The sequence below is a fragment of the Niallia sp. FSL W8-0954 genome (genome assembly GCF_038005605.1).
Classification (GTDB): domain Bacteria; phylum Bacillota; class Bacilli; order Bacillales; family Cytobacillaceae; genus Niallia; species Niallia circulans_A.
Map to the genome: position 1 here is coordinate 4706878 of NZ_JBBOTN010000001.1, position 23854 is coordinate 4730731.

23 protein-coding genes are annotated in these 23854 nt (G+C 36.3%); 11 read left to right on the forward strand and 12 right to left on the reverse strand.

Annotation, left to right across the window (positions count from 1 at the left end; genetic code table 11):
- Window positions 1–203: 203 nt before the first annotated feature.
- Both rpoE and NX902_RS22970 read right to left on the reverse strand, forming a co-directional pair.
- Window positions 204–773: a DNA-directed RNA polymerase subunit delta gene (gene rpoE / locus NX902_RS22965; protein ID WP_095329556.1), complete on the reverse strand. Its 570-nt coding sequence runs from the start codon at window positions 771–773 to the stop codon at window positions 204–206.
- Between the two features lie 231 nt (window positions 774–1004).
- On the reverse strand, window positions 1005–1202 hold the full coding sequence (locus NX902_RS22970; RefSeq protein ID WP_095329555.1) for a hypothetical protein: 198 nt from the start codon (window positions 1200–1202) through the stop codon (window positions 1005–1007).
- A 211-nt stretch (window positions 1203–1413) separates the two neighbouring features.
- Here NX902_RS22970 and NX902_RS22975 point away from each other — a divergent pair, with 211 nt between their 5' ends.
- Window positions 1414–2616 (forward strand): phospholipase D-like domain-containing protein, encoded by a 1203-nt coding sequence (locus tag NX902_RS22975; RefSeq protein ID WP_172859361.1) that lies wholly within the window; start codon window positions 1414–1416, stop codon window positions 2614–2616.
- A 224-nt stretch (window positions 2617–2840) separates the two neighbouring features.
- Here the strand turns inward: NX902_RS22975 and NX902_RS22980 are convergent, their stop codons facing one another.
- Together NX902_RS22980 and NX902_RS22985 are read right to left on the reverse strand one after the other, a co-directional pair.
- On the reverse strand, window positions 2841–3839 hold the full coding sequence (locus NX902_RS22980) for a sensor histidine kinase (protein WP_095329553.1): 999 nt from the start codon (window positions 3837–3839) through the stop codon (window positions 2841–2843).
- Window positions 3840–3849: 10 nt separating this feature from the next.
- The gene (locus NX902_RS22985; RefSeq protein WP_341161031.1) at window positions 3850–4548 is read right to left on the reverse strand and encodes a LytR/AlgR family response regulator transcription factor; all 699 of its coding nucleotides are present in this window, start codon (window positions 4546–4548) and stop codon (window positions 3850–3852) included.
- Window positions 4549–4782: 234 nt separating this feature from the next.
- Between NX902_RS22985 and NX902_RS22990 the strand changes: the two genes are divergently transcribed.
- The 9 genes from NX902_RS22990 (at window position 4783) to NX902_RS23030 (ending at window position 12243) form a co-directional block, all read left to right on the forward strand.
- Window positions 4783–5535 (forward strand): ATP-binding cassette domain-containing protein, encoded by a 753-nt coding sequence (locus NX902_RS22990; protein ID WP_095329551.1) that lies wholly within the window; start codon window positions 4783–4785, stop codon window positions 5533–5535.
- The gene (locus NX902_RS22995) at window positions 5525–6682 is read left to right on the forward strand and encodes an ABC transporter permease (protein WP_171510171.1); all 1158 of its coding nucleotides are present in this window, start codon (window positions 5525–5527) and stop codon (window positions 6680–6682) included. The genes NX902_RS22990 and NX902_RS22995 overlap by 11 nt, the downstream gene beginning before the upstream one ends.
- Window positions 6683–7220: 538 nt before the next feature.
- Window positions 7221–7715: a NisI/SpaI family lantibiotic immunity lipoprotein gene (locus NX902_RS23000; RefSeq protein WP_171510172.1), complete on the forward strand. Its 495-nt coding sequence runs from the start codon at window positions 7221–7223 to the stop codon at window positions 7713–7715.
- Between the two features lie 13 nt (window positions 7716–7728).
- Window positions 7729–8445: a lantibiotic protection ABC transporter ATP-binding protein gene (locus NX902_RS23005; protein ID WP_095329548.1), complete on the forward strand. Its 717-nt coding sequence runs from the start codon at window positions 7729–7731 to the stop codon at window positions 8443–8445.
- A complete protein-coding gene (locus NX902_RS23010; RefSeq protein WP_123258496.1) occupies window positions 8442–9197 on the forward strand; it encodes a lantibiotic immunity ABC transporter MutE/EpiE family permease subunit in 756 nt (251 codons plus the stop codon). Before NX902_RS23005 ends, NX902_RS23010 begins: the two co-directional genes overlap by 4 nt.
- A gap of 1 nt (window position 9198) precedes the next feature.
- The gene (locus NX902_RS23015) at window positions 9199–9963 is read left to right on the forward strand and encodes a lantibiotic immunity ABC transporter MutG family permease subunit (protein WP_123258497.1); all 765 of its coding nucleotides are present in this window, start codon (window positions 9199–9201) and stop codon (window positions 9961–9963) included.
- A 17-nt stretch (window positions 9964–9980) separates the two neighbouring features.
- The gene (locus tag NX902_RS23020) at window positions 9981–10643 is read left to right on the forward strand and encodes a response regulator transcription factor (protein ID WP_095329545.1); all 663 of its coding nucleotides are present in this window, start codon (window positions 9981–9983) and stop codon (window positions 10641–10643) included.
- Window positions 10634–12016: a HAMP domain-containing histidine kinase gene (locus NX902_RS23025; RefSeq protein ID WP_095329544.1), complete on the forward strand. Its 1383-nt coding sequence runs from the start codon at window positions 10634–10636 to the stop codon at window positions 12014–12016. Before NX902_RS23020 ends, NX902_RS23025 begins: the two co-directional genes overlap by 10 nt.
- Window positions 12017–12069: 53 nt before the next feature.
- Window positions 12070–12243, forward strand: a complete 174-nt coding sequence (locus NX902_RS23030; RefSeq protein ID WP_164464030.1) for a hypothetical protein — start codon at window positions 12070–12072, stop codon at window positions 12241–12243.
- A gap of 42 nt (window positions 12244–12285) precedes the next feature.
- Here NX902_RS23030 and argS read toward each other — a convergent pair whose 3' ends face one another.
- The 5 genes from argS to speE all read right to left on the reverse strand — a co-directional run bounded on the left by argS (window position 12286) and on the right by speE (window position 17852).
- Window positions 12286–13956: an arginine--tRNA ligase gene (argS, locus tag NX902_RS23035; protein WP_123258498.1), complete on the reverse strand. Its 1671-nt coding sequence runs from the start codon at window positions 13954–13956 to the stop codon at window positions 12286–12288.
- Window positions 13957–13958: 2 nt separating this feature from the next.
- The gene (locus NX902_RS23040; protein ID WP_095329542.1) at window positions 13959–14402 is read right to left on the reverse strand and encodes a DUF1934 domain-containing protein; all 444 of its coding nucleotides are present in this window, start codon (window positions 14400–14402) and stop codon (window positions 13959–13961) included.
- A 155-nt stretch (window positions 14403–14557) separates the two neighbouring features.
- A complete protein-coding gene (locus NX902_RS23045; RefSeq protein ID WP_341161032.1) occupies window positions 14558–15658 on the reverse strand; it encodes an SH3 domain-containing protein in 1101 nt (366 codons plus the stop codon).
- 434 nt (window positions 15659–16092) lie between these two features.
- Window positions 16093–16965 (reverse strand): agmatinase, encoded by an 873-nt coding sequence (speB, locus tag NX902_RS23050; RefSeq protein WP_095329540.1) that lies wholly within the window; start codon window positions 16963–16965, stop codon window positions 16093–16095.
- A 35-nt stretch (window positions 16966–17000) separates the two neighbouring features.
- A complete protein-coding gene (gene speE, locus NX902_RS23055; protein ID WP_341161033.1) occupies window positions 17001–17852 on the reverse strand; it encodes a spermidine synthase in 852 nt (283 codons plus the stop codon).
- Between the two features lie 287 nt (window positions 17853–18139).
- On the opposite strand from speE, the gene NX902_RS23060 reads away from it, so the two are divergent.
- The gene (locus tag NX902_RS23060; RefSeq protein ID WP_095329538.1) at window positions 18140–20203 is read left to right on the forward strand and encodes a transglycosylase domain-containing protein; all 2064 of its coding nucleotides are present in this window, start codon (window positions 18140–18142) and stop codon (window positions 20201–20203) included.
- 192 nt (window positions 20204–20395) lie between these two features.
- Here the strand turns inward: NX902_RS23060 and NX902_RS23065 are convergent, their stop codons facing one another.
- The 3 genes from NX902_RS23065 to NX902_RS23075 form a co-directional block, all read right to left on the reverse strand.
- Window positions 20396–20920 (reverse strand): hypothetical protein, encoded by a 525-nt coding sequence (locus NX902_RS23065; protein ID WP_341161034.1) that lies wholly within the window; start codon window positions 20918–20920, stop codon window positions 20396–20398.
- Between the two features lie 26 nt (window positions 20921–20946).
- Complete coding sequence (locus NX902_RS23070) at window positions 20947–22875, reverse strand: endonuclease MutS2 (RefSeq protein ID WP_341161035.1); 1929 nt, start codon at window positions 22873–22875, stop codon at window positions 20947–20949.
- A gap of 394 nt (window positions 22876–23269) precedes the next feature.
- Window positions 23270–23779, reverse strand: coding sequence for a YwhD family protein (locus NX902_RS23075; protein ID WP_095329536.1), 510 nt, complete (start codon window positions 23777–23779; stop codon window positions 23270–23272).
- Window positions 23780–23854: the final 75 nt, after the last annotated feature.

Here is a 23854-nt window from a genome sequence, read left to right on the forward strand (position 1 = left end):
TTTATTTAAGACGAATTAACTAATTTTTTTAGAGGGGTATGAAACGATTGCTATTTACTTTCTTTACTAAAAAATAAAAAGCGCTCCACTTACTTTCTAAAAGTAAGGGAGCGCTATATTTAGCGAATTTAAGTTCGTTCCTCTTTTTAAGGAGCCCAAAAAAGATTTTACTAGCAACGACTATAAATGTCAAGACTAGGAGATTATTTATCCTCATCCTCGTCATCAAATTCGTCGTCTTCTTCCTCTTCATCCTCATCTAGCTCATCGTCATCGATTTCATAATCTTCATCGAAATCATCATCTTCTTCCGACAAATCGTCATCTAATAGATCATCATCTTCTTCATCTAAATCCTCATCCTCATCTAGAAGCTCTTCGTCATCTAGATCAGCATCAAAGTCATCAAAATCGTCATCCTCATCAAGGCTATCAAAATCATCGAAGTCATCATCAACAGCTTTTTTCGCTTTCTTCTTCTTCGGTTTTGTAACTGTTACGACATCTTCTTCTGATTTATCTACAGGGTACCATAAACGAAGTCCCCAACGATTGTCTCCTAATGATAAGAAGCGACCATCAATATTAACATCTGTATATAATTGTGCTATTTTTTCATTAACCTCTTCTTCACTTAACCCAACTAATTTTGCTACTTGATCCATTAGTTCATTAAATGCATAAGGTGTTTTACCACCATTCATAATTTCATGTGCTACATCAATTAGCGACATTTCTTTTAGTTCTTCTTGAGTGTATTTATCAATACTCATTCTTTCGCACTTCCTTTCTTATCTACTCTTATCCCTTTCCTGAAAGCTCGGACCGAAATTCAGGTGGAAGTTTCACTTTTCGGGAGTTTATTATTTTTTATGCTTTTGTTGACCATTCTGCAATAAATCCTCTAACCTATTTTAAAGCCTTTTGAAAAGAACTCTAACTAAAATAGTAAAAATACATATTCTCCATTATAAACAAATTTTAGGTGAATATGCTAGTTCTAGTTAAGGTTTATTTAACTTTTCTTCAAAATAAAAGTTTTCCTTCTCTTTTCCCGTTATTTTTGAGTGTTTATTCTTAGCTAGTTTAAAAAACAGAAGGGATAAAAGAAAGAAGCCAATGGAACCTAATTGGTGCTTATAAAGGAAAGAAAACACCACTATATATACAGGCATTCCCAGCCATATCCATAATTTCCGCACTGTTAATCCACCCCAACTAAATGTAGAATATTCTTACTTCTAGGATAACGATTCTATCAAGGGGCACGCAAGTCTAAACGCTATTTTTTTCTTCTCTCTTCCATTATCTATTGTATTTTTGGTGAATAGCAATCTCTTACGGACATGACCAAGCAAGGTATGAAAAGAAGGGAATATCGGCAATACTATCCTTCTAAGGAGGGCATTATGAATGAAGACATTCCTGATTATCCTAAGCATTATTGCCATACTTATTTTCCTTCTTTACCTGGACTTTCAATTAGGAAAGAGAGCTCAGCAAAAAAAAATCAATCGAAAAAATCATCCTTTTAGATATAGTGACTTTCACATTTACTCGGACGGTACAGAACTATTTCCAGCCCTTTTTCAAGCAATTGAAGAGGCTGCTGAACATGTCCATATTCTTTTCTATACTATTAAAACAGACAGTATTTCCAACGAGTTTCTCAATCTTTTAAAAACAAAAGCACATGAAGGAGTGGAAGTGCGACTTATTTTAGATTGGTTAGGAAGTTATAAAATAAGAAAAAAGGTTAGGGCAAAATTAAAAAAGGCCGGCGTTCAGTTTGCATTTTGTCAGCTTCCAATTTTCCCTTATCTTTTTTATTCCTTGCAGGTTAGAAACCACCGAAAAATTGCTATTATCGATGGTAAGGTTGGTTTTATGGGGGGCTTTAATATTGGCAAGGATTATATTCATGCTAATTATAAATTGAGCCCTTGGCGTGACTATCATCTTAAATTGATTGGTGAAGGGGTCGATGACTTACAACGAGAATTTTTAATGGATTGGTTAAAAGCTTCTAAGATAAATTTACTGCAAAATCGTGTATATTTTCCCCTGCAAAAAAAGGGAGAATCTAGACATCAAATAATTCCTACACAAGGGGTTTATTTAGAGGAAATAGTCTGTCATGTCATAAAAAACTGCAAAAGTTCTCTTCTAATTACCACTCCTTATTTTATACCTAGTAAACAAATAACAAAGGAGTTACTAAGAGCATTACATAGAAATATTTCCATTACCATCCTTATACCTGATAAGGCAGATCACTTGTTAGTCAAAGAGGCCTCCTTTCCATATTTACGTACATTGATTGCACATGGAGCAAGTGTTTATCAGTATATGAATGGTTTTTTTCATGGTAAATTAATTAACATTGATAATGAAATTATTATTATAGGTTCAGCCAACTTTGATAGACGGAGCATCTTTTTAAATCATGAGTTAAATTGTTGTATCTACGACCAAGGCTTTATAGAAAGAATGAACAAGATTACAACAGAGGATTTACAGCAGGCAAAGGAGTTATCGCTTGAAGGTTTAGATACTATCACAATCAGAAGTAAGCTAAAAGAATGGATAGCCCGCCTTTTCGCTCCATTTCTATAAACGGATTAGCGATTACGGAACTATCCTAGACGATTTGCATAGACATGCCCAGGACATAAGTATTCCAACAAACATAAACCCAAACAATTATACGAAGAAGTAATAAAACATCTTGTGACTGTTTGGGTCTTTATTAAAAAAAGAATTACTTGTAGGTATTTCCCGCAGACGGACTTTTCATGGTGCTACACCTAAGCTGCTTCGGATTTGCAACCAATATCCAATTAATCATCGTTGCTGTTTTTTATGACTGGTATTTTTATTTTGACAAAAAATGATTCCTCCTTATAGGTGTAATCAAGATAGCCATGATGCTTCTTCACGATATCAAGGATGATTCTTGTTCCATATCCACGTTCTTTCCCCTTCTTCGTCGACTTACCAAATTTCTTATATAAAGAGTCTAAGATGGAAACTGGAATAGGCAAGCAGTCATTTTTGCATGTCAGTAAGTAAAGCCCACTTCTTTTGGAGAGCCGAATAATAATATGGGGCTCTCGTCGATACTTTTGCTGCCATTCTCGACTTGCTTCTAAGCTATTAGACAATAAATTCCCTACTAAACCGACGATATCCTTTTCTTTCATCGGCAACGTTGATAAAGGGATATCAAAATCATATTTTAGCGTGATATTTTCCTGGACCGCCTGCTTATAAACTCTATGTAAGACAGAAGCTACAGATCCACTTTCCCCTTTTATAGATAGATTTGTTTCTTCATATCCTTCTACCAATTCGTCTAAATAAGATTTAGCATGGGAGGAACCCTCTTTTTCCAGCATAAAATGCACTGCTGAAATATGCTTTAGAAAATCATGTCTTTCGCTGCGCACTACTTGAAAAAGTTCATTATATTGGCTTATCTCCTTCTCATAGGACTCTTTTGCCTGTTGCAGTGAAAAAATTTTTGCTCCAATCATAAACCGCACTATTTCGATTAGTACGAACAACAGAAGGAATAATATATTCCAGTATGTGAATGCAACTTGAATATGCAAAAGCAAAACCAATGATTGTACAAGCCAAAAGAGAACTTCTATTCTGGAATTAATAACAGCTTTATCTGCATGTAAATATTTCGAAAGAACAAAGCATATCCCCACAAAGAATGCAAAGATCCAATATGCTTGCACCGAAAAACTTACGTGGTCGATTACTCTTTTGCTATGTATGGTGCTATAAACAGCAATAAGCAGCCAATAAAAATGGTTATTATTAATCATATATACCTCTTTAAAAGTAATTTTCCTGAAGAAAATCTACTTTTTCCTTTGTAATCATTGCCTTTTCCTCTAATCCTTCGAATGCTACAGCATAAGAGTTCTTTGCATAAAGAGAAAAATTTTTAACATAATGAATGTTTATAATAAAAGATCGATGGGAGCGTATAAAATCTCTTTCTCTCAGCTCTCCCTCTAATTCATTTAGCGTTTGATATGTTTTGATCGCTTCGGCTTTAGTATAAATGGTTGTTGACCTTCCGGATCGTTCAATAAAAACAATATCCTTCTTTTGGATAATGTGAATTTCACTCTTTTGTTTAATATAAAGTCTTCCTGCAATCTCTGTAGACTTTGTCTTTTCTAACGCTCGCTGTACCGATTGAGTAAGACGCTCCTTATTATAAGGCTTCATAATATAGTCATGGACATTCAGTTCAAAGGCATGAACAGCATAGCCACTAGTACCTGTTACAAAAATGACCAAAATATTCAAAGCATGAAAATGAATAATGTCCGCTAATTCATATCCCGATAAACCTGGCATTTCAATATCCGCAATTAATAAATCAATGCTTTCTTTTTTTATTTCCGTATAAGCTTCTTCCGCCGATATCGTTGAGAAGATAATCTCAACATCAGGAATACCGGAAACAATGCCTATTAATTTATCTAGATCAATCATACGGTCATCTACTAAACCAACTCTCAACTCTTCTTTCTCCCTTCATCCCCACAAATACTGACAGAAATTACCCTTTTTATTTTACCATGATTTCTCTACGTTCGGATGGGTTTCACCGCATTTTCCATCCCCACAAGTATTCCTATATGCGACATCTTCCCTTTTCACGACATGATAAGCCATTTTCGTGACATAATGGCAGAAAAAAAGAGGCTCTCCAATTATGATAAATGTAACGAAACCAATACGAGGTGAAAGAGTATGATAACGATTCAAACGGTAACTAAAAAATTTCAAGATAAAAAAACTTCTGTAACAGCCCTTAAACACGTGTCATTTTCCATACAAAAAGGAGAAACCATTGCTTTACTTGGAGAGAATGGAGCAGGCAAGACAACGCTTCTACGTTCTATTGCCACCCTTATCCAACCAACAGAAGGAACTATAACGGTTGATCAATATGATACAAAGAAAAACCCCAATGAAATTAAACAAAAAATTGGTGTTCTATTCGGTGGAGAAACTGGTCTTTATGAGCGATTAACTGCAAGAGAGAATCTAGAGTACTTTGCCAATCTATATGGATTAGGAAAACATGAAACAAAGGTTAGAATCGATGAGCTTTCAAGAATGTTTGGGATGCGAGATTATTTAGATCGAAAAGTTGGCGGATTCTCTAAAGGAATGAGACAAAAAGTGGCGATTGCCCGAACGATTATTCATGACCCCGAAATTATTCTTTTTGATGAACCTACAACAGGCTTGGATATTACTGCTTCAAATGTATTCCGTCAGCTTGTTCATCAATTAAAAAGAGAAGGGAAAACCATTTTATTTTCCAGCCACATTATGGAGGAAGTTGCGATGCTATGTGATAGCGTTGCAATGATACATAAAGGAGAGCTTGTCTATCATGGAAAGCTTGACGATTTATACAAAGCGGAAGGCAGCAAGGACCTAAACTACATCTTTATGAGCAAATTAGTTAGAGGAGGAAACACATATGCTATTTAAATTATTTTTGAAAGAATTAAAGGATTCATTTCGTGATAGACGAACATTATTACTTACCGTTTTCTTACCGATTATTATGATGACAGGCTTAACCCTCTTTTATGAAAAGTTAGTATCTAGTGATGAAGGAGACACCTACCAATTAGCCATTCCAACAAATATAAATGAAGAGATGCAAGCAAATTTAGCTGTTTATACAAACATTGAATTAGTAGATGCTGATAATCCCGAAAAAATGGTAAAAGACGGAGATGCACAAGCTGCCATTCTGATAGAGAATGATTTTAGCGAAAAACTCAGCAAAGGAGAAAATACCAATATCGTTCTCATTGGAGATTCTTTTAGTGAAAAATCTTCTACATTACTTTCAATTGTTATGAATGCATTAAATGAATACGAAAAGACGGTGGTAACAGAACGGTTAAATGAAGCAGGTGTCGAAAGTACGGTTGTGCAGCCTTTCTCTATTGAACAGCAAGAAATTTCTGCAGAGGACCCAACCATTAATTTAGTCGCTATGCTTATTCCATTAATCCTATCATTAGCTTTAGGAATCGGCGCTTCTCCTGCCGCTGCAGATCTGTTTGCAGGAGAAAAAGAAAAGAAAACAATGGAGGCATTATTAATGACTCCCGTAAAGCGTTCAACTTTAGTTATTTCTAAATGGTTAACAATCACTACTATCGGGGTTTTAACTGGTTTGATCACTTTGCTGGTAGTTGTGCTTGAAATTGCCTTTTTTACGGAAAATTTAAAAAATGCTGTTCCTGTGCATGATAATTTTGCATTAATTATCGTTTTTGCTTTGGTTATGACGATTATTTACTCTATGTTAATTGCTTCCTTGCTTATGATTACTAGTATTATTGGTAAAACGATTAAAGAGGCTCAAAGTTATAGCACGCCGATACTGCTTCTGACTATTTTTCCAATGATGCTCTTATCAACTACTGGAATAAATGAATTAACTACTAATCATTTTATTATTCCTTTTGTTAATGTATTTAGCACTTTAAAGGAGTTAATATTCGGGGAAATAATCTATCAGCATTTGCTTCTTACCCTAGGATCTAATTTAGTCTTTATCGTAATTTCATTTCTGATTGGCAGAATGCTATTTTTGAAGGATAAATGGGTTATTAATTAAGCAGCATGAATGTTCCTTTGATAAGATATACAAAGGAACTCCAGACTGTCGACAAACTCCTAATTCAGTAATTAGGGGTTTGTCTTAGTTTATAAATATACATTCCCTGTTTCTCTTCTACAGGCACTTCCTCCCCTTCCGTTCCTAAAAATCTATTTTCTATACTTTTAATTACGTTTTTGATGTCATCGAATCCAAAGTCTCACTGCCCTTATTTGACGATTCCAGTCACTTTTCTATTTTATTTCTTGAAAATTGGACAGCAGGAATTTTTTATACTTTGGAAACAGGCAGTGCAGGAAAGAAAATTTTGAATATCAGTTATTCACTCCACATAATTTTTGTTTTAAAGAATTAAAATTGTATAACCTTAAAGATTATTTATTGGACAAGTTGATCGTATTGCCAGTAGCCCAAATGTTTTTAGTTTCCAGTTAGAAATGTATCTTGATTAAATTTTGATAAAAGTATTCTAAAATAATCAACATCCCACATAGACACGCACAGGGGGAAAAGTCATAAGATTGAGGTGATGTATATGTTTTTAAAAAGATGTATAAACATTTCAGGCTGTATTATTGTTTTATTTATGTTATCTGCATGTCAATCATTAACAAAGTTTAAAGATAAAACAATGGAAGAAACAAAAAAAACAATGCATTTTACTGAGGGTAACGAAAACGAAACAGCTGAAACAATGGAGAGGTTGATTGATAAGGGAAAACTCGATCAAGTGGTCTACAACGAAAAACTTTATCAGCTGAAAGAAAAAGTTGATGAAGACAAAAAAGGAAAAGTCATAGGGGTAATAGGCAAAACTTTCTTTGTAGATAGCGATGGAAAGAGATGGTCAGAAGAAGAACTGAAAGAACCGTATCTCTCTCTAGACCCTGATGAAATCAAAGAGAAAAAACCTTTACGCTATGGGAAGGTTTACAGTGCAAACGAGGATTCCAATGCCGAAGATGAAATCATTGTGGAGTTTAATCGTGAGTATTATCGGGCGGTTTTGATTAAGAATGAAAAGGAATAAGGGAGGGTGTGACATGAGTACAGCCTTATTAGAAACCAAAAGTCTTACAAAAAAGTTTGGCAAAGAAACAGCTGTTTCAGATGTTTCACTAACTGTTCAGAAAAACAGTATTTATGGTCTACTTGGACCAAATGGAGCTGGGAAATCAACAACACTAAAAATTTTGACAGGAATTTTACGGAAGACTTCTGGTGAGGTTTTCTTCGACGGACATAAATGGAAACGTTCTGATTTGCAAAATATTGGATCTTTAATAGAAGCTCCGCCCCTTTACGATAATTTAACAGCATTTGAAAATGTAAAAGTACATGCCACGTTGCTGGGCCTATCTGAGGAGCGGATACACAGTGTGCTAAAAACTGTAGATATGCAGCATGCTGGTAAGAAAAGAGCAGGCCAGTTTTCTATGGGGATGAGGCAGCGACTGGGAATCGCTATTGCTTTATTAAATCATCCTAAATTATTAATTCTTGATGAACCTACGAACGGGCTTGATCCAATCGGTATTCAGGAGCTCAGAGACCTTATCCGCTCTTTTCCTCAAGAAGGAATAACCGTTATTTTATCTAGTCATATCCTTTCAGAAGTCGAACAAATAGCAGATCATATTGGGATTATCATCGGCGGTCACCTTGGATACCAGGGCGAAATAAATAAAATTGATGATTTAGAGCATTTGTTTATGGAAGTTGTAAAGGCAAGCCGTGAAAAAGAGGGTGTAAAAAAATGATAAATTATATGAAGGCCGAAAACCTGAAGTTTAAGCGGACTTTTTCTAGAAAAATGATAATCTTTGTACCGCTCCTTAATATAGGTTTTTCTTTTTTAATGAACAATCAATTTTTTGTTTCCGGTACTTTTAACTGGTGGTCTATTATTTTTATGCCGGTGATGATTGCTTTACTTTGTTCATTATCTCATCAAAAAGAAAAAAAAGCCTCTAATTATACTGGCACATATTCATTGCCTATTGATTTGGGGAGATTATGGTATTCTAAGATTGTCATTATTATGATTTATTCGTTATTATCTCAAATTGTATTTTTATTGTTTATGTTACTCATGGGATTCGTTATAGCTGATTTTACTATTGTTACGCTTTCTACAGTTGCCGCAAGTTTATTGCTTTGGGTAACAAGCCTTTGGCAGGTTCCACTTTGTTTATTTGTGGCCAAAAAGTGGGGTCTTACGATAGCGGTAATGTTGAATCTCATAGGAACATTTATTCTGGGTATAATGCCGGCATCTCGCTCTTTTTGGTGGTTTATTCCTTGGAGCTGGCCAATTCGAATGATGTGTCCAACAATAGGTATTCACCCTAACGGTCTGTTGCTTGAAAAAAATAATCCTTTGTTGAGTTGGATGGTCGTCCCTCCTGCTATATTGATTTCTGTACTATTATTTTTGATAATGGCGTTTTTGACCAGCCGTTCGTTTGCTTCTTCCATTGATTATAGAATAAAAAAGCAAGGGGCGATGTAAAGTGAGACTGCTTTTGAGGTGTTTACAAGCTGATTTTCAAAAAAACAGGCACACCTCCTTTATGTGGCTGCATTTCATTATCCCTATAGTTTGTTCAGTTGTATTAATCCTGTATTATTATGGAAGAGACCAAAGCCAATTTCACTTGTATAAATCTTTTATGGAAGCTATTGCTATTGCATTGCCGTTGCTCATAGGGGTCTTATGCGGCATGACCGCATCTTTAGAAGAACAGGCTGGAAAATTTCAAGTGTTGCTGGGAGGCACATCTCCAAAAATTATTGCTTATGCCAGTAAAATGTTAATGCTTCTTCTCATGGAACTTTGCTCAATTGGCATAGCGCTTTTCCTTTATATAATGGGATTAACATTTATTTTAAATGTGCCGGATTTGTCTTATGATATTTTTATAACAGGTGCTGCCTGGCTGGTTGCAGGTAGTGTCATTCTATATGTTATTTATTTTTTTATCAGCTGTATGTTTGGAATGGGTGCTTCTGTCCTGATAGGCGGAGCAGGCCTGCTTATGACAGCACTCATGAATACTGGATTAGGAGATGCGATATGGAAATATAATCCTTGGGCTTGGAGTATTAGACTATCAGGTTTAAATGGGGTTCTCCATTTTATAGAAAAAGATAATTATTCTTTATTAATGCATGAAATAAATTCAGGAGTATTCATTGTGATTTTTGGTACAATCTGTATAATCATTGCCGGTCTAATATGGTTTAACAGATGGGAAGGCAGAAAAACATTTGAATAGCATGAGGAGGACGGGAAATGGCAAAAATCCTTGCTGTCGATGATGAAAAAGATATTCTTGCACTGATACAAAACATTTTGCGCCGTGACCAGCATAAAGTCGACACTTTAGATCGTGTTAAAGGCCAGCCGCCTGATTTATTTCAAGGATATGATTTAATTTTGCTTGATGTTATGATGCCGGACATTGACGGTTTTGAGCTATGTAAACAGATACGCCCTTTGGTGGATTGTCCCATATTATTCCTCACAGCTAAAACCGAAGAGGAAGCGATAATCAATGGCCTCATTACTGGCGGAGATGATTATATTACAAAGCCCTTCGGCGTTAGGGAGCTTAGTGCTAGAGTTAATGCTCACTTAAGAAGGGAACGGAGAGACAAACATCAATCGAAAAGAGTCATCTCTGGTTTTTTATTTCATTTTGATAGTAAAGAAGTATTTATCAATAACCAAAAACTTAACTTAACAAAAAATGAATATAAAATATTTGAATTTTTAGCTCAACATAAAGGGAGAACTTTTTCAAGAGAACAAATTTACGAAGAGATATATGGATTAGAGGGGAATGCCTTGTATTCAACAATTACGGAGTTTATCAGAACGATTCGCAGAAAATGTAACGAGCATAATGCAGACCCTATCAAAACGGTATGGGGCTTTGGGTACAAATGGGAATAAATCATAAAGGCCAAAAAACACTTCTTAGAGAACTGATAAAGTATATAGCTGCGTTATGTATTAGTTTGATTGTACTTGCTTTACTCTATTTATTTATGAATACCATCGCTATGAATATGGGCTTCTCACATCCAGCAAATTATAATGAACGAGAAGCAGAGAAACTTATGCCGAAGCTGGAACATGTAGATAAAATAACTGCTGATATGATTCCCGATACGATGTCATTTGCCCTCCTTGATAAAGAAACAAAACAAAAAACAGCTGGAACTATTAAAGTAAAAGATCTGAAACTGGTAAAAAAGAAGATTGAAAAAAAACCGTATGTTAATTATAAACAAAAAGGATATTTGGTTATAGAAAGAAAAAATGAGTATTGTATTTTGCAATATTCATTACGGGCAGATTTTAGCTCACCTTTATTAAGAAAATACCTTCCTAATTATGAATTAACGAGTATCAGTATTTTGATAGTCTTGCTCATTATAGACATTTCTATTATAACAACGTACTTTGCTAATAGATTAAGAATACATTTTGAAACACTGAATGTAATTACTCGATATATAAAAGAGCAAAATTTGCAGTTTACCCCCGAATTTACACATATTAAGGAATTTGACGATGTAATTGACTCCTTAATTGAAATGAGAGATGCTCTTCGGTCATCACTCGAGGCTCAGTGGCGGTTAGAAAAAAATAAGAAAGAGCAAATTGGTGCTTTGGCACATGATATCAAAATCCCGATTACCATTATTAAGGGAAATGCTGAATTACTCAGTTTGTCTATTCAAAACGAAGAACAAGCTGAGTATACAAAGTATATTCTTGGAGCAGGAAATCAAATTGAACAATATATTTCTCAGCTGATTTATCTTTCGAAAACAGAGGAGTCCTTAACTATTCATTTGGAGAAAGCCTTTATAGATAAGCTGACAGAAACTCTGCAGAAAGATATATCCGCCTATAAAGGGAATAAAAAAATAACTATTTCATTTAAAAAAGAAAATCTCAAGAAAGAGGCGGAAATAGACTGGCAGCTGTTACATAGGGCGTTATTGAATATTTTAACAAATGCGGTTGATTATACACCGGAAGATGGGACTGTCTCGGTGCATGCGGAATGCGATTCTGATACTCTTTACTTTTTTGTAAAAGACACAGGAAATGGATTTTCGGAAAGCGGGCTAAAAAAAGCAACAGAACTTTTTTACATGGATGACAAGGCCCGTCAGTCTAAAGGTCATTATGGAATGGGGTTGACCTTCGCAAAAAATGCTGTGAATCTCCATAATGGAGAACTGACTCTTGGAAACACGATAGAGGGTGGCGGAGAAGTGCGAGTGAAAATACCCTTATATAGAAATCATTAAACCCACGCCCTATCTGGACGTGGGTTATAATGCTTCGCGCTATATAAAGGCAAATGAAAATGCTGATGATGATCGATGCTGACAGCAATGCTAATATAATATTCAGTTTCATCATCTCTTTATTTATTTCTTATATTATCTTACAAAGACTGAAGAGTATTATAGGAATAGAAAAAAGAAAAGGAGAAATCGGAAGCTCTGCAAATGTTGAAGAAACAACTTATTAAAAAGAGGAAAGCGTCTATTTTCGCTTTCCTCTTTTTGATTTATTACATTTTTTCTGGTGCAGATACGCCAATAAGCGCCAAGGCGTTTCTTAATGTGATTTGCGTTGCTTGGATTAATGCTAAACGTGCTTTTGTTCTTTCTAAGTTGTCTGCATCTAATACTTTTTCAGCATTATAGAAGCTATGGAAAGTAGATGCCAAGTCGTAAATATAATTCGTAATACGGTGTGGCATTCTCTTTAATGCCGCTTCTCCTACTGCTTGCGGGAATTCTCCTAATTTCTTTAATAGATCAAATTCCTTTTCCGCCGTAATTAGTGCAGCATTTAGCTCGTCCTTCGGCTCGATTCCTTGTTCTTTTCCTTGTCGAAGGATACTAGAGATACGAGCATGGGCATATTGTGCATAATATACTGGGTTTTCATTCGATTGGGATACAGCTAGATCTAAGTCAAAATCTAAATGCGTATCTGCACTTCTCATAGCAAAGAAATAACGAGTTGCATCTAGACCTACTTCTTCTACTAAGTCTCTCATTGTTACAGCTTTTCCTGTACGCTTACTCATCTTCATTTTTTCGCCATTTTTGTATAAGTGAACAAGCTGAATAATTTCCACTTCTAATGCTTCTTTGTTATATCCTAATGCTTGGATTGCAGCTTTCATACGAGGAATATAACCATGATGATCTGCACCCCAAATATTGATAAGCTTTTCAAAGCCTCTATCTAATTTATCCTTATGATAAGCGATGTCTGGCAATAAGTACGTATAAGATCCGTCATTTTTAATAAGCACACGGTCTTTATCATCTTCAAAATCAGTAGAACGTAACCATGTCGCTCCATCTTGTTCAAAAATATAGCCATTCTCCTTTAACTTGTTTAACGCTATATCAATCTTTCCGTTTTGATAAAGAGATGTTTCGGAGAACCACACATCAAATTTTACACGGAAATCTTCTAAATCCTGTTTCAGTTTAGCCATTTCATACTTCAGTCCGTATTCACGGAAAAAGTCAAAACGTTCCTGTTCTGAAACATGGACATACTTATCCCCATATTCTTCTGCTAACTTTTTCCCGATTCCGATAATGTCTTCCCCATGATAGCCATCTTGCGGCATTTCTTTTTCCATTCCTAACGCTTGGAAATAACGCGCTTCTACAGATAATGCCAAGTTATTAATTTGGTTACCAGCATCATTAATATAGTATTCTCTTGATACCTCATAGCCAGCTTTGTCTAAGATATTACAAAGAGAATCTCCTACAGCTGCTCCACGCGCATGACCTAAGTGAAGGTCGCCAGTTGGATTAGCTGAAACAAACTCTACTTGTACTTTTTCATTATTTCCAACTGTAGTTTGTCCATATTGCTCTCCCGCTTGAAGGATGGTTGGAATTAAATCCGTTAGATAGCTGTTATCCATATAAAAATTGATAAAACCTGGACCTGCTATTTCTACTTTTTTAATAGAAGCTTTCGTTTGATCGAAATTCTCAATAATAGCCTCCGCAATCATTCTTGGCGCTTTTTTGGCAACTCTCGCTAATTGCATCGCCATATTCGTTGAATAATCACCATGGGCTTTATCTTTTGGCAATTCCAAGATTACTTCTGGAATTTGTTCTTCTGCTGCTAATCCAGCTTTTATGACGCTTTGTTTAATTTCTTCCTTTAGCTTGTCCTTTATTTGATCTACAATATTCATTCTTACTCTGTCTCCTCCTTAAATGAAATAGTCATATGATAGGTTCCATTATTGCTGCCTTGCATCTTTAAATCATATAAAATATCTAATGAACCTGTGGTTGCTTGCTGTTCCACTTCTAGCGCAAGTCTCTTTGTATCGGTAACTAGCTGAAATACACCGTATGGACTTTCATAGCTGCCGATCTTTTGTTTATTAATAAGAAAAGGAAGGCGCATTTTGACCGCTCCACTTCGAAGGATTAGTCCTTCCTTTTCTGTGATTTTAATAATTGTTTTAATGGTTCCTTCTTCTATGATTTCTTCATATTTTATATATTTACTAGTATCTTTTTCTAAGTATTGACCAAACCCAATCCACTCAATACTTTCTTTATTTTTCCCATTATATATATGTGTTGTAACGTGTAATTTTACAGGCACCTGTTGCCCTGATGGTTGAGACAACGACAACACTTCCTTTTCATTTACTGTGTAACTTTATAAGTATAAATTTTTTAAAGGGGAAGTGCAAGATGGTTCGCAAAAGAACGAAGATATTCTCTCTTGACAGAACCCTGCATGTGTAAAAAAACCTACAGTATAATCTGTAGGTTTTCGCTTTAATAATTGCTTAGTTCCTTGATTGGTGTTTGGATAATCACAGGGTTTTTAGATGGATCTAGCCATTTTAAAATTTTCACAACATTTGCCTCTGTCGTTGCTGTACAGCCTAGTGTATAACTATTTGCAATATGGAAGAAGATTGCGCTTCCTTTATTAGGAATTCGCTTTGTATTATAGTCAATAACAAATCCATATTTATATGCCGGCACATTCATATTTTCAGCACTTTTCCATTGACCTTTTGTTTTCTTTTTCGACTGCCAAGTATTATATAGCTTGGATTTCGGATCATCTACCCATACATCATCTTTGGTTATTTTTCGATAAGGTAATTTTGTCCCAGGGTTTTTTTGTGTACCAAACGCTGTTCCGATCGTAAACTTACCAATGGGTGATTTTTTTCCGCCTTCATACATATTTGAGGTAAAGCCGTATTTCCCAATATGTCCAGTTGTCGTTAAAACTGGAATCCATTCACCCTTTTTATTTTTTTCAAAGGTACGAATATCAGCAGAGGATGTATTATAGCCATTTGAAGTAACAAGGATCAATTGTTTATTTTTTCCTACTGTTTTTAGGCCTGCTGCTAAATTTTTTGGTGATGCGGGTTTTTTGGTTGTTAGGTATTTACTTGATGCCCAGCCTGTCTTACTGCCCACCGTTACCTTGCTCCAAGATCCCTTTGTTTGAGATACTTTTAAAGATTGATTTTTTTTGACTGTCGTAACTACTTTATAGTTAGTTCCTGCACCACTTCTTACATTTAACGTACTTGCTGTAACATACATCGTTTTTGTAGATGTCGTAGCTTTTGCTGCTGGCTTTTTTGTCGTTAAATATTTATTAGAGGCCCAGCCGGTTTTCTTTCCAACTGTCACTTTATCCCAAGAACCTTTTGTCTGGGTTACTGTTACAGCCTGATTTTTCTTAACGGTTGTCACTATTTTATAAGAAGTACCTGCCCCGCTTCTTATATTAAGAGTGCTTGCTGTCACATATTTCGTTTTTTTACTAGCAGCTTGAGCCGTATTTACCGAATGAAAGCCAGCAAATAAAACCATTACTCCTACTAATAGAACAAAAATCCTTTTTCCCATTTCCATCCTTCTCCCTATGTATAATCAAGCTTCTTTTTTTCATGGACAAGCATGCGCAAAATGCTCCATATGTAGTCTAGCAGAACACTATTTCAGTTTCTTAATATCTACATTACAAAGCTACAATATTTTCATTGCCATTCCAATCTCGAGGGGAATTTTCTTGCCAAACGGCACTTATCTAGTAAAAATTGATAGTAGCCTTTTTCTAAAGTTAATGGTTGAATTTTAAAGCGTCTACTAAATAGATTAACTTCTCACTTTCTATATTTTAACATATTTATCCATTTTTCCGATGGTAAGTAAAGTGCATCCAGTTACGGAGGAAAACCACTAACCAGTAATAATAAAGCCAAACAACCATATGAAATCTTTGGTACAATTGTTTGGCTTTATTTCTAGCTGAAACTATGTCCCCACTTATCAAAATTATATTATTTTACAAACCCTAAAATCATTTCACGAATTAATTTACTTGCTGTATTCGCTGTTTGTTCAGATGGATCGTAAATTGGCGCTACTTCAACTAAATCTGCTCCAACTACCTGAACATTCGAACGTGCTATTTCATGAATGGATGCTAATAATTCTTTTGAAGTAATCCCCCCTGCATCCACCGTACCTGTTCCAGGGGCATGCGCAGGATCTAATACATCAATATCGATAGTTACATATACAGGTCTGCCTGCAAGTGTTGGCAAGATTTCTTTTAATGGCTCTAGCACCTCAAACTTAGAAATATGCATCCCTACTTCTTTTGCCCACTGAAACTCTTCTTTCATTCCAGAACGAATCCCAAAAGAATAAACATTTTTTGGACCAATTAAATTGGCTGCTTTTTTGATCGGTGTGGAGTGAGATAATGGCTCTCCTTCGTATTCATCGCGAAGATCTGTATGGGCATCCATATGTATGATAGCTAAATCTGGATATTTTTTATACATTGCTTGGAACACGCCCCAAGATACTAAATGCTCTCCTCCCATTCCAAGCGGAAATTTATTATCATCTAATACTTTGTCCACAAATTCTTCAATCATATCTAAGCTGCGTTGCGGATTTCCAAATGGCAAAGGAATATCTCCTGCGTCAAAGTATTTTACTTCATCAAGCTCTCTATCCAAATAAGGACTGTACTCTTCTAACCCTACAGAAACCTCTCGAATTCTTGCTGGGCCAAAACGGGAGCCCGGACGGAAGCTAACGGTCCAGTCCATTGGCATACCATACAATACTACTTGGCTTTCTTCATAATTTGGAAAACTTTTAATAAATACATTTCCTGAATATGATTCATCAAAACGCATTGGTCATCTCTCCTTTTTATTCAAAGACAGTCCAATCATTCACTTGCTTTGTTGCTATCCCCTTCACAGAGATCTTGAACAAACTTTGGTAAGATGAAGGCTGCTTTGTGTAACTCTTTCGTATAATATTTTGTCTCTATCGAATGGAATCGACTTTCTGGAACATTTAATGGATCATACTGTTTAGATCCAATTGTAAATGCCCACATGCCACTTGGATACGTCGGAATATTGGCGATATATAATCTGGTGATCGGGAATATTTCCTTTACATCTCTTTGCACGGAACGAATGAGCTCTCCCTTAAACCAAGGATTATCACTTTGAGCAACAAAAAGTCCATCGTCCTTTAACGCTTTCGCTATTCCTGCATAAAAGCCTTTAGTAAACAGATTAACAGCTGGACCCACTGGTTCTGTTGAATCGACCATAATGACATCGTATTCGTGCTCGCTTTTGGCAATATGCATAAACCCATCGCCTACTTGTACATCTACTCGTGGATCATCCAGCTTACCTGCTATTTCTGGTAGAAATTTCTTACTATATTCAATTACTTTACCATCGATATCAACAAGCGTCGCTTTTTTGACACTAGGATGCTTTAAAACTTCTCGAATAACTCCGCCGTCCCCACCGCCAACAACTAGAACATACTCAGGGTTGGGATGTGTAAACAGTGGAATATGGGCTACCATTTCGTGGTAAACAAACTCATCTCTAACAGAAGTCATCACCATATCATCCAATAATAGCATATTTCCCCATTCTTCCGTTTCTACCATATCTAACTTTTGAAATGGTGTTTGTTCTGTATGTAATGTACGCTTGATTTTCATCGTGATTCCAAAATCGTCGGTCTGCTTCTCTGTAAACCAAATTCCCATTGACATATCCTCCATTCATTTGATTGGTATAAAGTTTCTTATATGCTAAAAGTTCCTTATTTCTTCATTTCTTGTGAGTACAATCTTCTTTTTATACTTCCCAATCAAACAAATAACAAACACGAAAAAAGTATAGTGGATATTCGTTAAAATGCAAAGATTTTTTTTATATTCCATGATAAAAATGTTTAAAACGCCAATGTTTACCACATACTAGTTTTATCTATTTACCTTTCATTTAATGTGATAAAAGAACAAAGAAGTTTCTATTTAGGAGGTGTCATGTTTTGGAGGTCATTGTAAATAAACTTAAAAACTCTGGCAAGTATTTACGTCTATTGATTATATTAGGGCTTCTTTTCATGATAACCGCCAGCATCATTTTTATCGGTATATATGTATATGCTCGTACACTAGGCCCTCCACCACTTGCTGTTTCTCAGTCAACAATCTACTATTCAGATGATGGCAGCATTATTGGCGAAAGCAGCAATGGACAGAAAAGGTATTGGGTGTCCATTGATGATATTAGTCCCTATTTAGTAGACGCTACTGTTTCTATTGAAGATAAAAATTTTTATTCCCATCACGGCTTTGACTATAAACGAATTGGCGGTGCTATTTTAGCCGACATAAAAGCAATGGCAAAAGTTCAAGGGGCGAGCACAATAACCCAGCAATATGCCCGAAACTTATTTTTAGAGCATGAAAAGACGTGGAAGCGAAAAATTGCAGAGGCCTTTTACACCCTTCGATTAGAAATATTCTATACAAAGGATGAAATACTAGAAGGCTACATCAACACTATTTATTATGGTCATGGAGCATATGGAGCAGAGGCGGCAAGCCAATATTACTTTGGAAAAAAGGCCTCCGAACTAACTTTAGGAGAAGCAACCATGCTTGCTGGTATTCCGAAGGGACCTAGTATTTATTCTCCTTTTTCATCGATGGAGAATGCGAAGAAAAGACAGGGCATCATCCTAAATTCCTTAATTGAAAATGGATATATAACAGAGGAAGATAAAAAGTTAGCAGCAAAGGAAAAACTATCGTTAGTAGGAAAATTTCCAAATGCTAGTGTGGAAACAGCACCTTATTTTCAAGATACTGTAAAAAACATTCTGAAAAACCAGCTTCATTTAGATGATAAAACGATTCAATTAGGTGGATTAAGAGTGTATACAACCTTAAACACAGAGCAGCAAAAAATAGCAGAGGAAACGATTAATCAGACGATAAATAAGTCTAGTAATATACAGATTGGCTTTGTTGCTATGGATCCAACTACAGGCAATGTTAAGGCAATGGTAGGCGGAAAAGATTATGAGGAAAGCCCATTCAACAGAGCAATTCAAGCAACTCGGCAACCTGGTTCAACGATTAAGCCTTTATTGTATTATGCAGCACTTGAACATGGATTTACACCTGCTACGATGATGAGCAGCGAACAAACAACCTTTCGCTTTGATGATGGGAGAGATCCATATACCCCGCATAATTTTAACAATCAATATGCCGATGGAAATATTACCATGGCACAGGCACTAGCTGTCTCTGATAATGTTTATGCTGTTAAAACCCATCTTTTTTTAGGGCAAGATACATTAGTGAAAACAGGAAAGAAATTCGGCATTACAACCGATTTACAAGAGGTTCCATCTCTCGCTCTTGGAACTTCCAATGTTCGTGTGATTGATATGGCAAATGCCTATAGTATATTTGCCAACGGAGGAAATAGGGTATCTCCTGTTTTCATTACAAAAATTGAGACAAATGATGGGCAATTACTCTATGAACATAAGCCAAAACCAGAAAAGATTTTAGATACGGATTTAACGTTGGTGATGAATCAAATGATGACAGGCATGTTTGACCCTACTCTCAATGGCTATGCCTCGGTAACGGGAAGTACTATTAAAGACGACATCACAAGAATTTATGCAGGAAAATCTGGCTCCACTGAATCAGATAGTTGGATGATTGGTTATACTCCACAGCTAGTATCCGCTGTTTGGACAGGCTATGATCAAGGAGAGCCTATAACTTTAGCAGCTGATAAAACATATGCAAAGAAAGTTTGGGTTCAGTTCATGGAACAAAGTTTAAAAAAGGAGCCGATCAAAGGATTTACACCTACCAAAGGTACTGTTGGCGTTTATATCGATCCTAAGAGCGGCAAACTCGCATCAGCTGCATGTAATACAAAAAGAATGATGTATTTTACCAAAGACACTGTACCAACAGAATATTGTGCTGATTTACCAAAAGAAGATTCTAGCGAAAAACCAGCAAATAAGGAAAAAGGAAAAGAAAAAGTACCATGGTATAAACGAATTTTACCTTGGTAGGATAAACTTGATAAAGCATACTACCAGCTATTTTGTGGGAAGTATGCTTTTTTGTTTAGGTGCGACAGGGTAAAGCTCTCTTCTTCCTCTAAATGGTACCAGAGAGCCTTTCTCTGTTCCCTTTTCTCTCTCTTCTTCCTCCAAACGGGAACGGAGAGCCTTTCTCTGCTCCCTTTTTCCTCTCTTCTTTCTTCAAACGGGAACGGAGGCTCTCTCTCTGTTCCCTTTTCTCTCTCTTCTTCCTCCAAACGGGAACGGAGGGCCTTTCTCTGTTCCCTTTTCTCTCTCTTCTTCCTCCAAAAGGGAACGGAGGCTCTCTCTCTGTTCCCTTTTCTCTCTCTTCTCCCTCCAAACGGGAACGGAGAGCCTTTCTCTGCTCTCTTTTCCCTCTCTTCTTCCTCCAAACGGGAACGGAGGGCCTCTCTCTGTTCCCTTTTCTTTCTCTTCTTCCTTCAAACGGGAACGGAGGGCCTCTCTCTGTTCCCTTTTCCCTCTCTTCTTCCTCCAAACGGGAACGGAGAGCCTTTCTCTGCTCCCTTTTCCCTCTCTTCTTCCTTCAAACGGGAACGGAGGGCCTCTCTCTGTTCCCTTTTCCCTCTCTTCTCCCTCCAAACGGGAACGGAGGCTCTCTCTCTGTTCCCTTTTCTCTCTCTTCTTCCTCCAAACGGGAACAGAGGCTCTCTCTCTGTTCCCTTTCCTCTTACCTCCTATCCCCAAAGGGCTTAGACAGCGAGTCTCTCCTCCTATTCCTCCTCCAACCACACATCTTCTACATGCTTTCTTTTTTGCTGCTTGTTTATTTTCCGATATTCTTTCGATTTAAAAATAATATCGAAATCATAATCTTCTGGATATAGCTCTGTTCCTTTTATATAGAGCTTTAATCGTTTTTGGTTCACGGTTCTTTTTTCCTGCCGAACCTGGACTATATATCTTCCTTGTACATCAGGACCTTGATAAACAATTCCCATTTCATCCGTTTCTGTAAGAATCACATTATCCCCTTTCTCAAAAATAGGCTCCCGGGATGGAGTGGGATTAATCGTTTTTTTCTCAACTGACTTTCGCGCGTACTTATTGACTACAATTTGCTGCTGAAAATCCAGCTCCTTTAAATTCTGGTCATGATGGAAATTCCGATATGTTTTATACGTTATCTGATGCGCTTTTTCGATGAGCTTAGGGTGCAAGCCTAATTTGCTTGCAATTTCAAACGCCTGGCTTCTTCCGCTTTGTCCCAGTAATAGCTTATATGTTGGTCGCAATGTATTGATATCAAATTCCATTGTTCCATTTAAAAAACCTTCTGTTTGATCTGCAAATTCTTTCATCTCGCTATAATGTGTGGTCGCAAATAAGGTTGCTCCTTTTTGATAAAGCTGTTCTAAAATGACAATAGCAAGCGCCATCCCTTCTCCCGGATCAGTCCCTGATCCCAGCTCATCAAGTAATACAAGGGAGCGATCATTGGTTGTTCTTAAGATATCAATTATATTCACTAATCTGGAGCTAAACGTACTTAAATTTTGTTCAATGCTTTGTCCGTCGCCTATATCCACAAATATATGTTGAAAAATAGCGATTTTACTCCCTGCCTTCGCCGGAATTAGTAAACCAGATTGAGCCATCATTGTTAATAAACCAATTGTCTTTAATGTGACTGTTTTCCCACCTGTATTTGGTCCTGTAATAACAAGGGCACGATGCTCTTCTCCAAATGAAAGAGTTAAAGGAACTGCTTTGTCTCCAAGCATTGGGTGCCGAGCCTCTTTTAAATAAATCGTATAATCTTCTGATAAGAAAGGCGGCTTTGCAGCAATCACTCGGCTATATTTTGCTTTCGCAAATAAAACATCATAATAGTGCATCGTTTCTATCGCTAAATTAATAGCCTCTTCCTCAGCCAAAAGCTTCTCCGTTAATTCATATAGAATTCTTTCTACTTCAGATTCTTCTGCTAGCTTCATGGTTTCGATTTCTGCTTGCATGTCAGCAAGTTCGATTGGCTCAATAAATACAGTTGCTCCAGATGCGGATGTATCCAGTACGCTACCTTGGATTTTTGTTCGATATTCTCTTTTTACAGAGAGTGTCAAATGACCGTTACGTTCCGAAACAATTTTGTCCTGAAGATAACTCGCATATTTTTTGGATTTCACTAATTGGCTCGCTTTTTCTTTTACTCTATCTGTCAGGATGGACAGCTGTCTTCTTAAATAGGCTAAATCACTTGAAGCATAATCATCCACATTACTATGTCTAATACATCTTGCTATTTCCTCTGTAAGCTCGCTAACATCAGGAATGGATTGAACATAAAGCGAGACATTTGGTGCCGCATATTCTTTATCCCGCATAAATTGTTTAAGCTTTGTACAATGTTCCAAAAAGGAAATAACAAACGGAAATTGATCTGCCCGAATATAAATCCCTTTTTTTGCTTGGCTTAAATAAATAGACATTTCATCAAGTGTATGAATCGGCACACTACTAGATATTTCTATGATTTTCATCGCCTCTTCTATTTCCTTGATTGACTGCTCCATTTTTCTTTTATCCTGCAGCGGCCGCAGTTTTCGTATTGTCTCTTTCGCTAAATTTGTTTTGGCATAGGATTCTATCTCTTCTAAAATTTTATAAAAACCTAATACTTCAAATGCCTGTTGATTCATTTTAATTCCTCCTATTTTTCTTCCAATAGCCCTTAAAAATAGAAAAAGCCAGCGTGAACAAACACTCACACTAGCTTTTTGGGTAGACCTATCCACTTTAAGAAGCGGAGTAGGAGATCCTTTACAATAAAAAAATAAAAACTATGACAAATATGCCATAGCTTTTTATCATCTATTGCTTGCTATGAGGCTTATTCTTAACCTTCCTTGAAATTCCCATGCTAAATAAACCGGTATATCCCCAGTTTTTTAACAAAATTCAAGGCCGTATATAATTAACGGTTAGTTAAGAACACTCACACTCATAAAACAATCTCCTTTAAAAGGGCTATTTATTATAATTTCTCTTTCAGTTTATCGATTTCCTCGCTCATTTGTCAACATTTTCAAAAAATTATCCTAACAAGTCTTGTTTCAGCTGTTCTACAGAGTTATCCCATAGGCGCTGATCATGTTTTTTCAGAAAATCTGCCAGTACCTTTTTAGACTTCTCATCCATATGATCGACCATAATATGTCTTTTCATACTTTTATCCATCTTATTCACATGCTCTGGAAGAGACTTATAACCTCTTCGAATAGAACGGTCTACAGTCATTTCACATGCTGTTACACCAGCATAATAAGGACCTTCAGGCTTACGGTCAATTGTCACCCAAACTAACCAGTAAGGCTTGCCATTAGGAACCTCTTCCTTTGTTTTCAAAAATTTGATGCCACGTTCCACTGCACTTCTTGCATGCATGGCGCCGATATCAACGATCGCTTCTCCCTCTTCTACATCAATAATAACAGGAGATACATTTTCTAAACTAAGACTGCCAATTCCAAAGCCTTTATGCCCATCGGTTGGGTCATTTTTAATAATATTAAAGCCTATTGTTTTCTTCTTTTTTTCTTCCATTTTCATACTCCTTTTGCGATTTATTATAAACGATCGCGGATTGGTATAGCTTGACGATTTTTATTAGTCGTATAT

Coding starts and splice junctions, on each gene's coding strand:
- rpoE (WP_095329556.1), bottom strand. CDS start 773: ATGAGTATTGATAAATACACTCAAGAAGAACTAAAAGAAATGTCGCTA.
- NX902_RS22975 (WP_172859361.1), top strand. CDS start 1,414: ATGAAGACATTCCTGATTATCCTAAGCATTATTGCCATACTTATTTTC.
- NX902_RS22980 (WP_095329553.1), bottom strand. CDS start 3,839: ATGATTAATAATAACCATTTTTATTGGCTGCTTATTGCTGTTTATAGC.
- NX902_RS22990 (WP_095329551.1), top strand. CDS start 4,783: ATGATAACGATTCAAACGGTAACTAAAAAATTTCAAGATAAAAAAACT.
- NX902_RS22995 (WP_171510171.1), top strand. CDS start 5,525: ATGCTATTTAAATTATTTTTGAAAGAATTAAAGGATTCATTTCGTGAT.
- NX902_RS23000 (WP_171510172.1), top strand. CDS start 7,221: ATGTTTTTAAAAAGATGTATAAACATTTCAGGCTGTATTATTGTTTTA.
- NX902_RS23005 (WP_095329548.1), top strand. CDS start 7,729: ATGAGTACAGCCTTATTAGAAACCAAAAGTCTTACAAAAAAGTTTGGC.
- NX902_RS23010 (WP_123258496.1), top strand. CDS start 8,442: ATGATAAATTATATGAAGGCCGAAAACCTGAAGTTTAAGCGGACTTTT.
- NX902_RS23020 (WP_095329545.1), top strand. CDS start 9,981: ATGGCAAAAATCCTTGCTGTCGATGATGAAAAAGATATTCTTGCACTG.
- NX902_RS23025 (WP_095329544.1), top strand. CDS start 10,634: ATGGGAATAAATCATAAAGGCCAAAAAACACTTCTTAGAGAACTGATA.
- NX902_RS23030 (WP_164464030.1), top strand. CDS start 12,070: ATGAAAATGCTGATGATGATCGATGCTGACAGCAATGCTAATATAATA.
- argS (WP_123258498.1), bottom strand. CDS start 13,956: ATGAATATTGTAGATCAAATAAAGGACAAGCTAAAGGAAGAAATTAAA.
- NX902_RS23045 (WP_341161032.1), bottom strand. CDS start 15,658: ATGGGAAAAAGGATTTTTGTTCTATTAGTAGGAGTAATGGTTTTATTT.
- speB (WP_095329540.1), bottom strand. CDS start 16,965: ATGCGTTTTGATGAATCATATTCAGGAAATGTATTTATTAAAAGTTTT.
- speE (WP_341161033.1), bottom strand. CDS start 17,852: ATGGGAATTTGGTTTACAGAGAAGCAGACCGACGATTTTGGAATCACG.
- NX902_RS23070 (WP_341161035.1), bottom strand. CDS start 22,875: ATGAATCAACAGGCATTTGAAGTATTAGGTTTTTATAAAATTTTAGAA.
- NX902_RS23075 (WP_095329536.1), bottom strand. CDS start 23,779: ATGGAAGAAAAAAAGAAGAAAACAATAGGCTTTAATATTATTAAAAAT.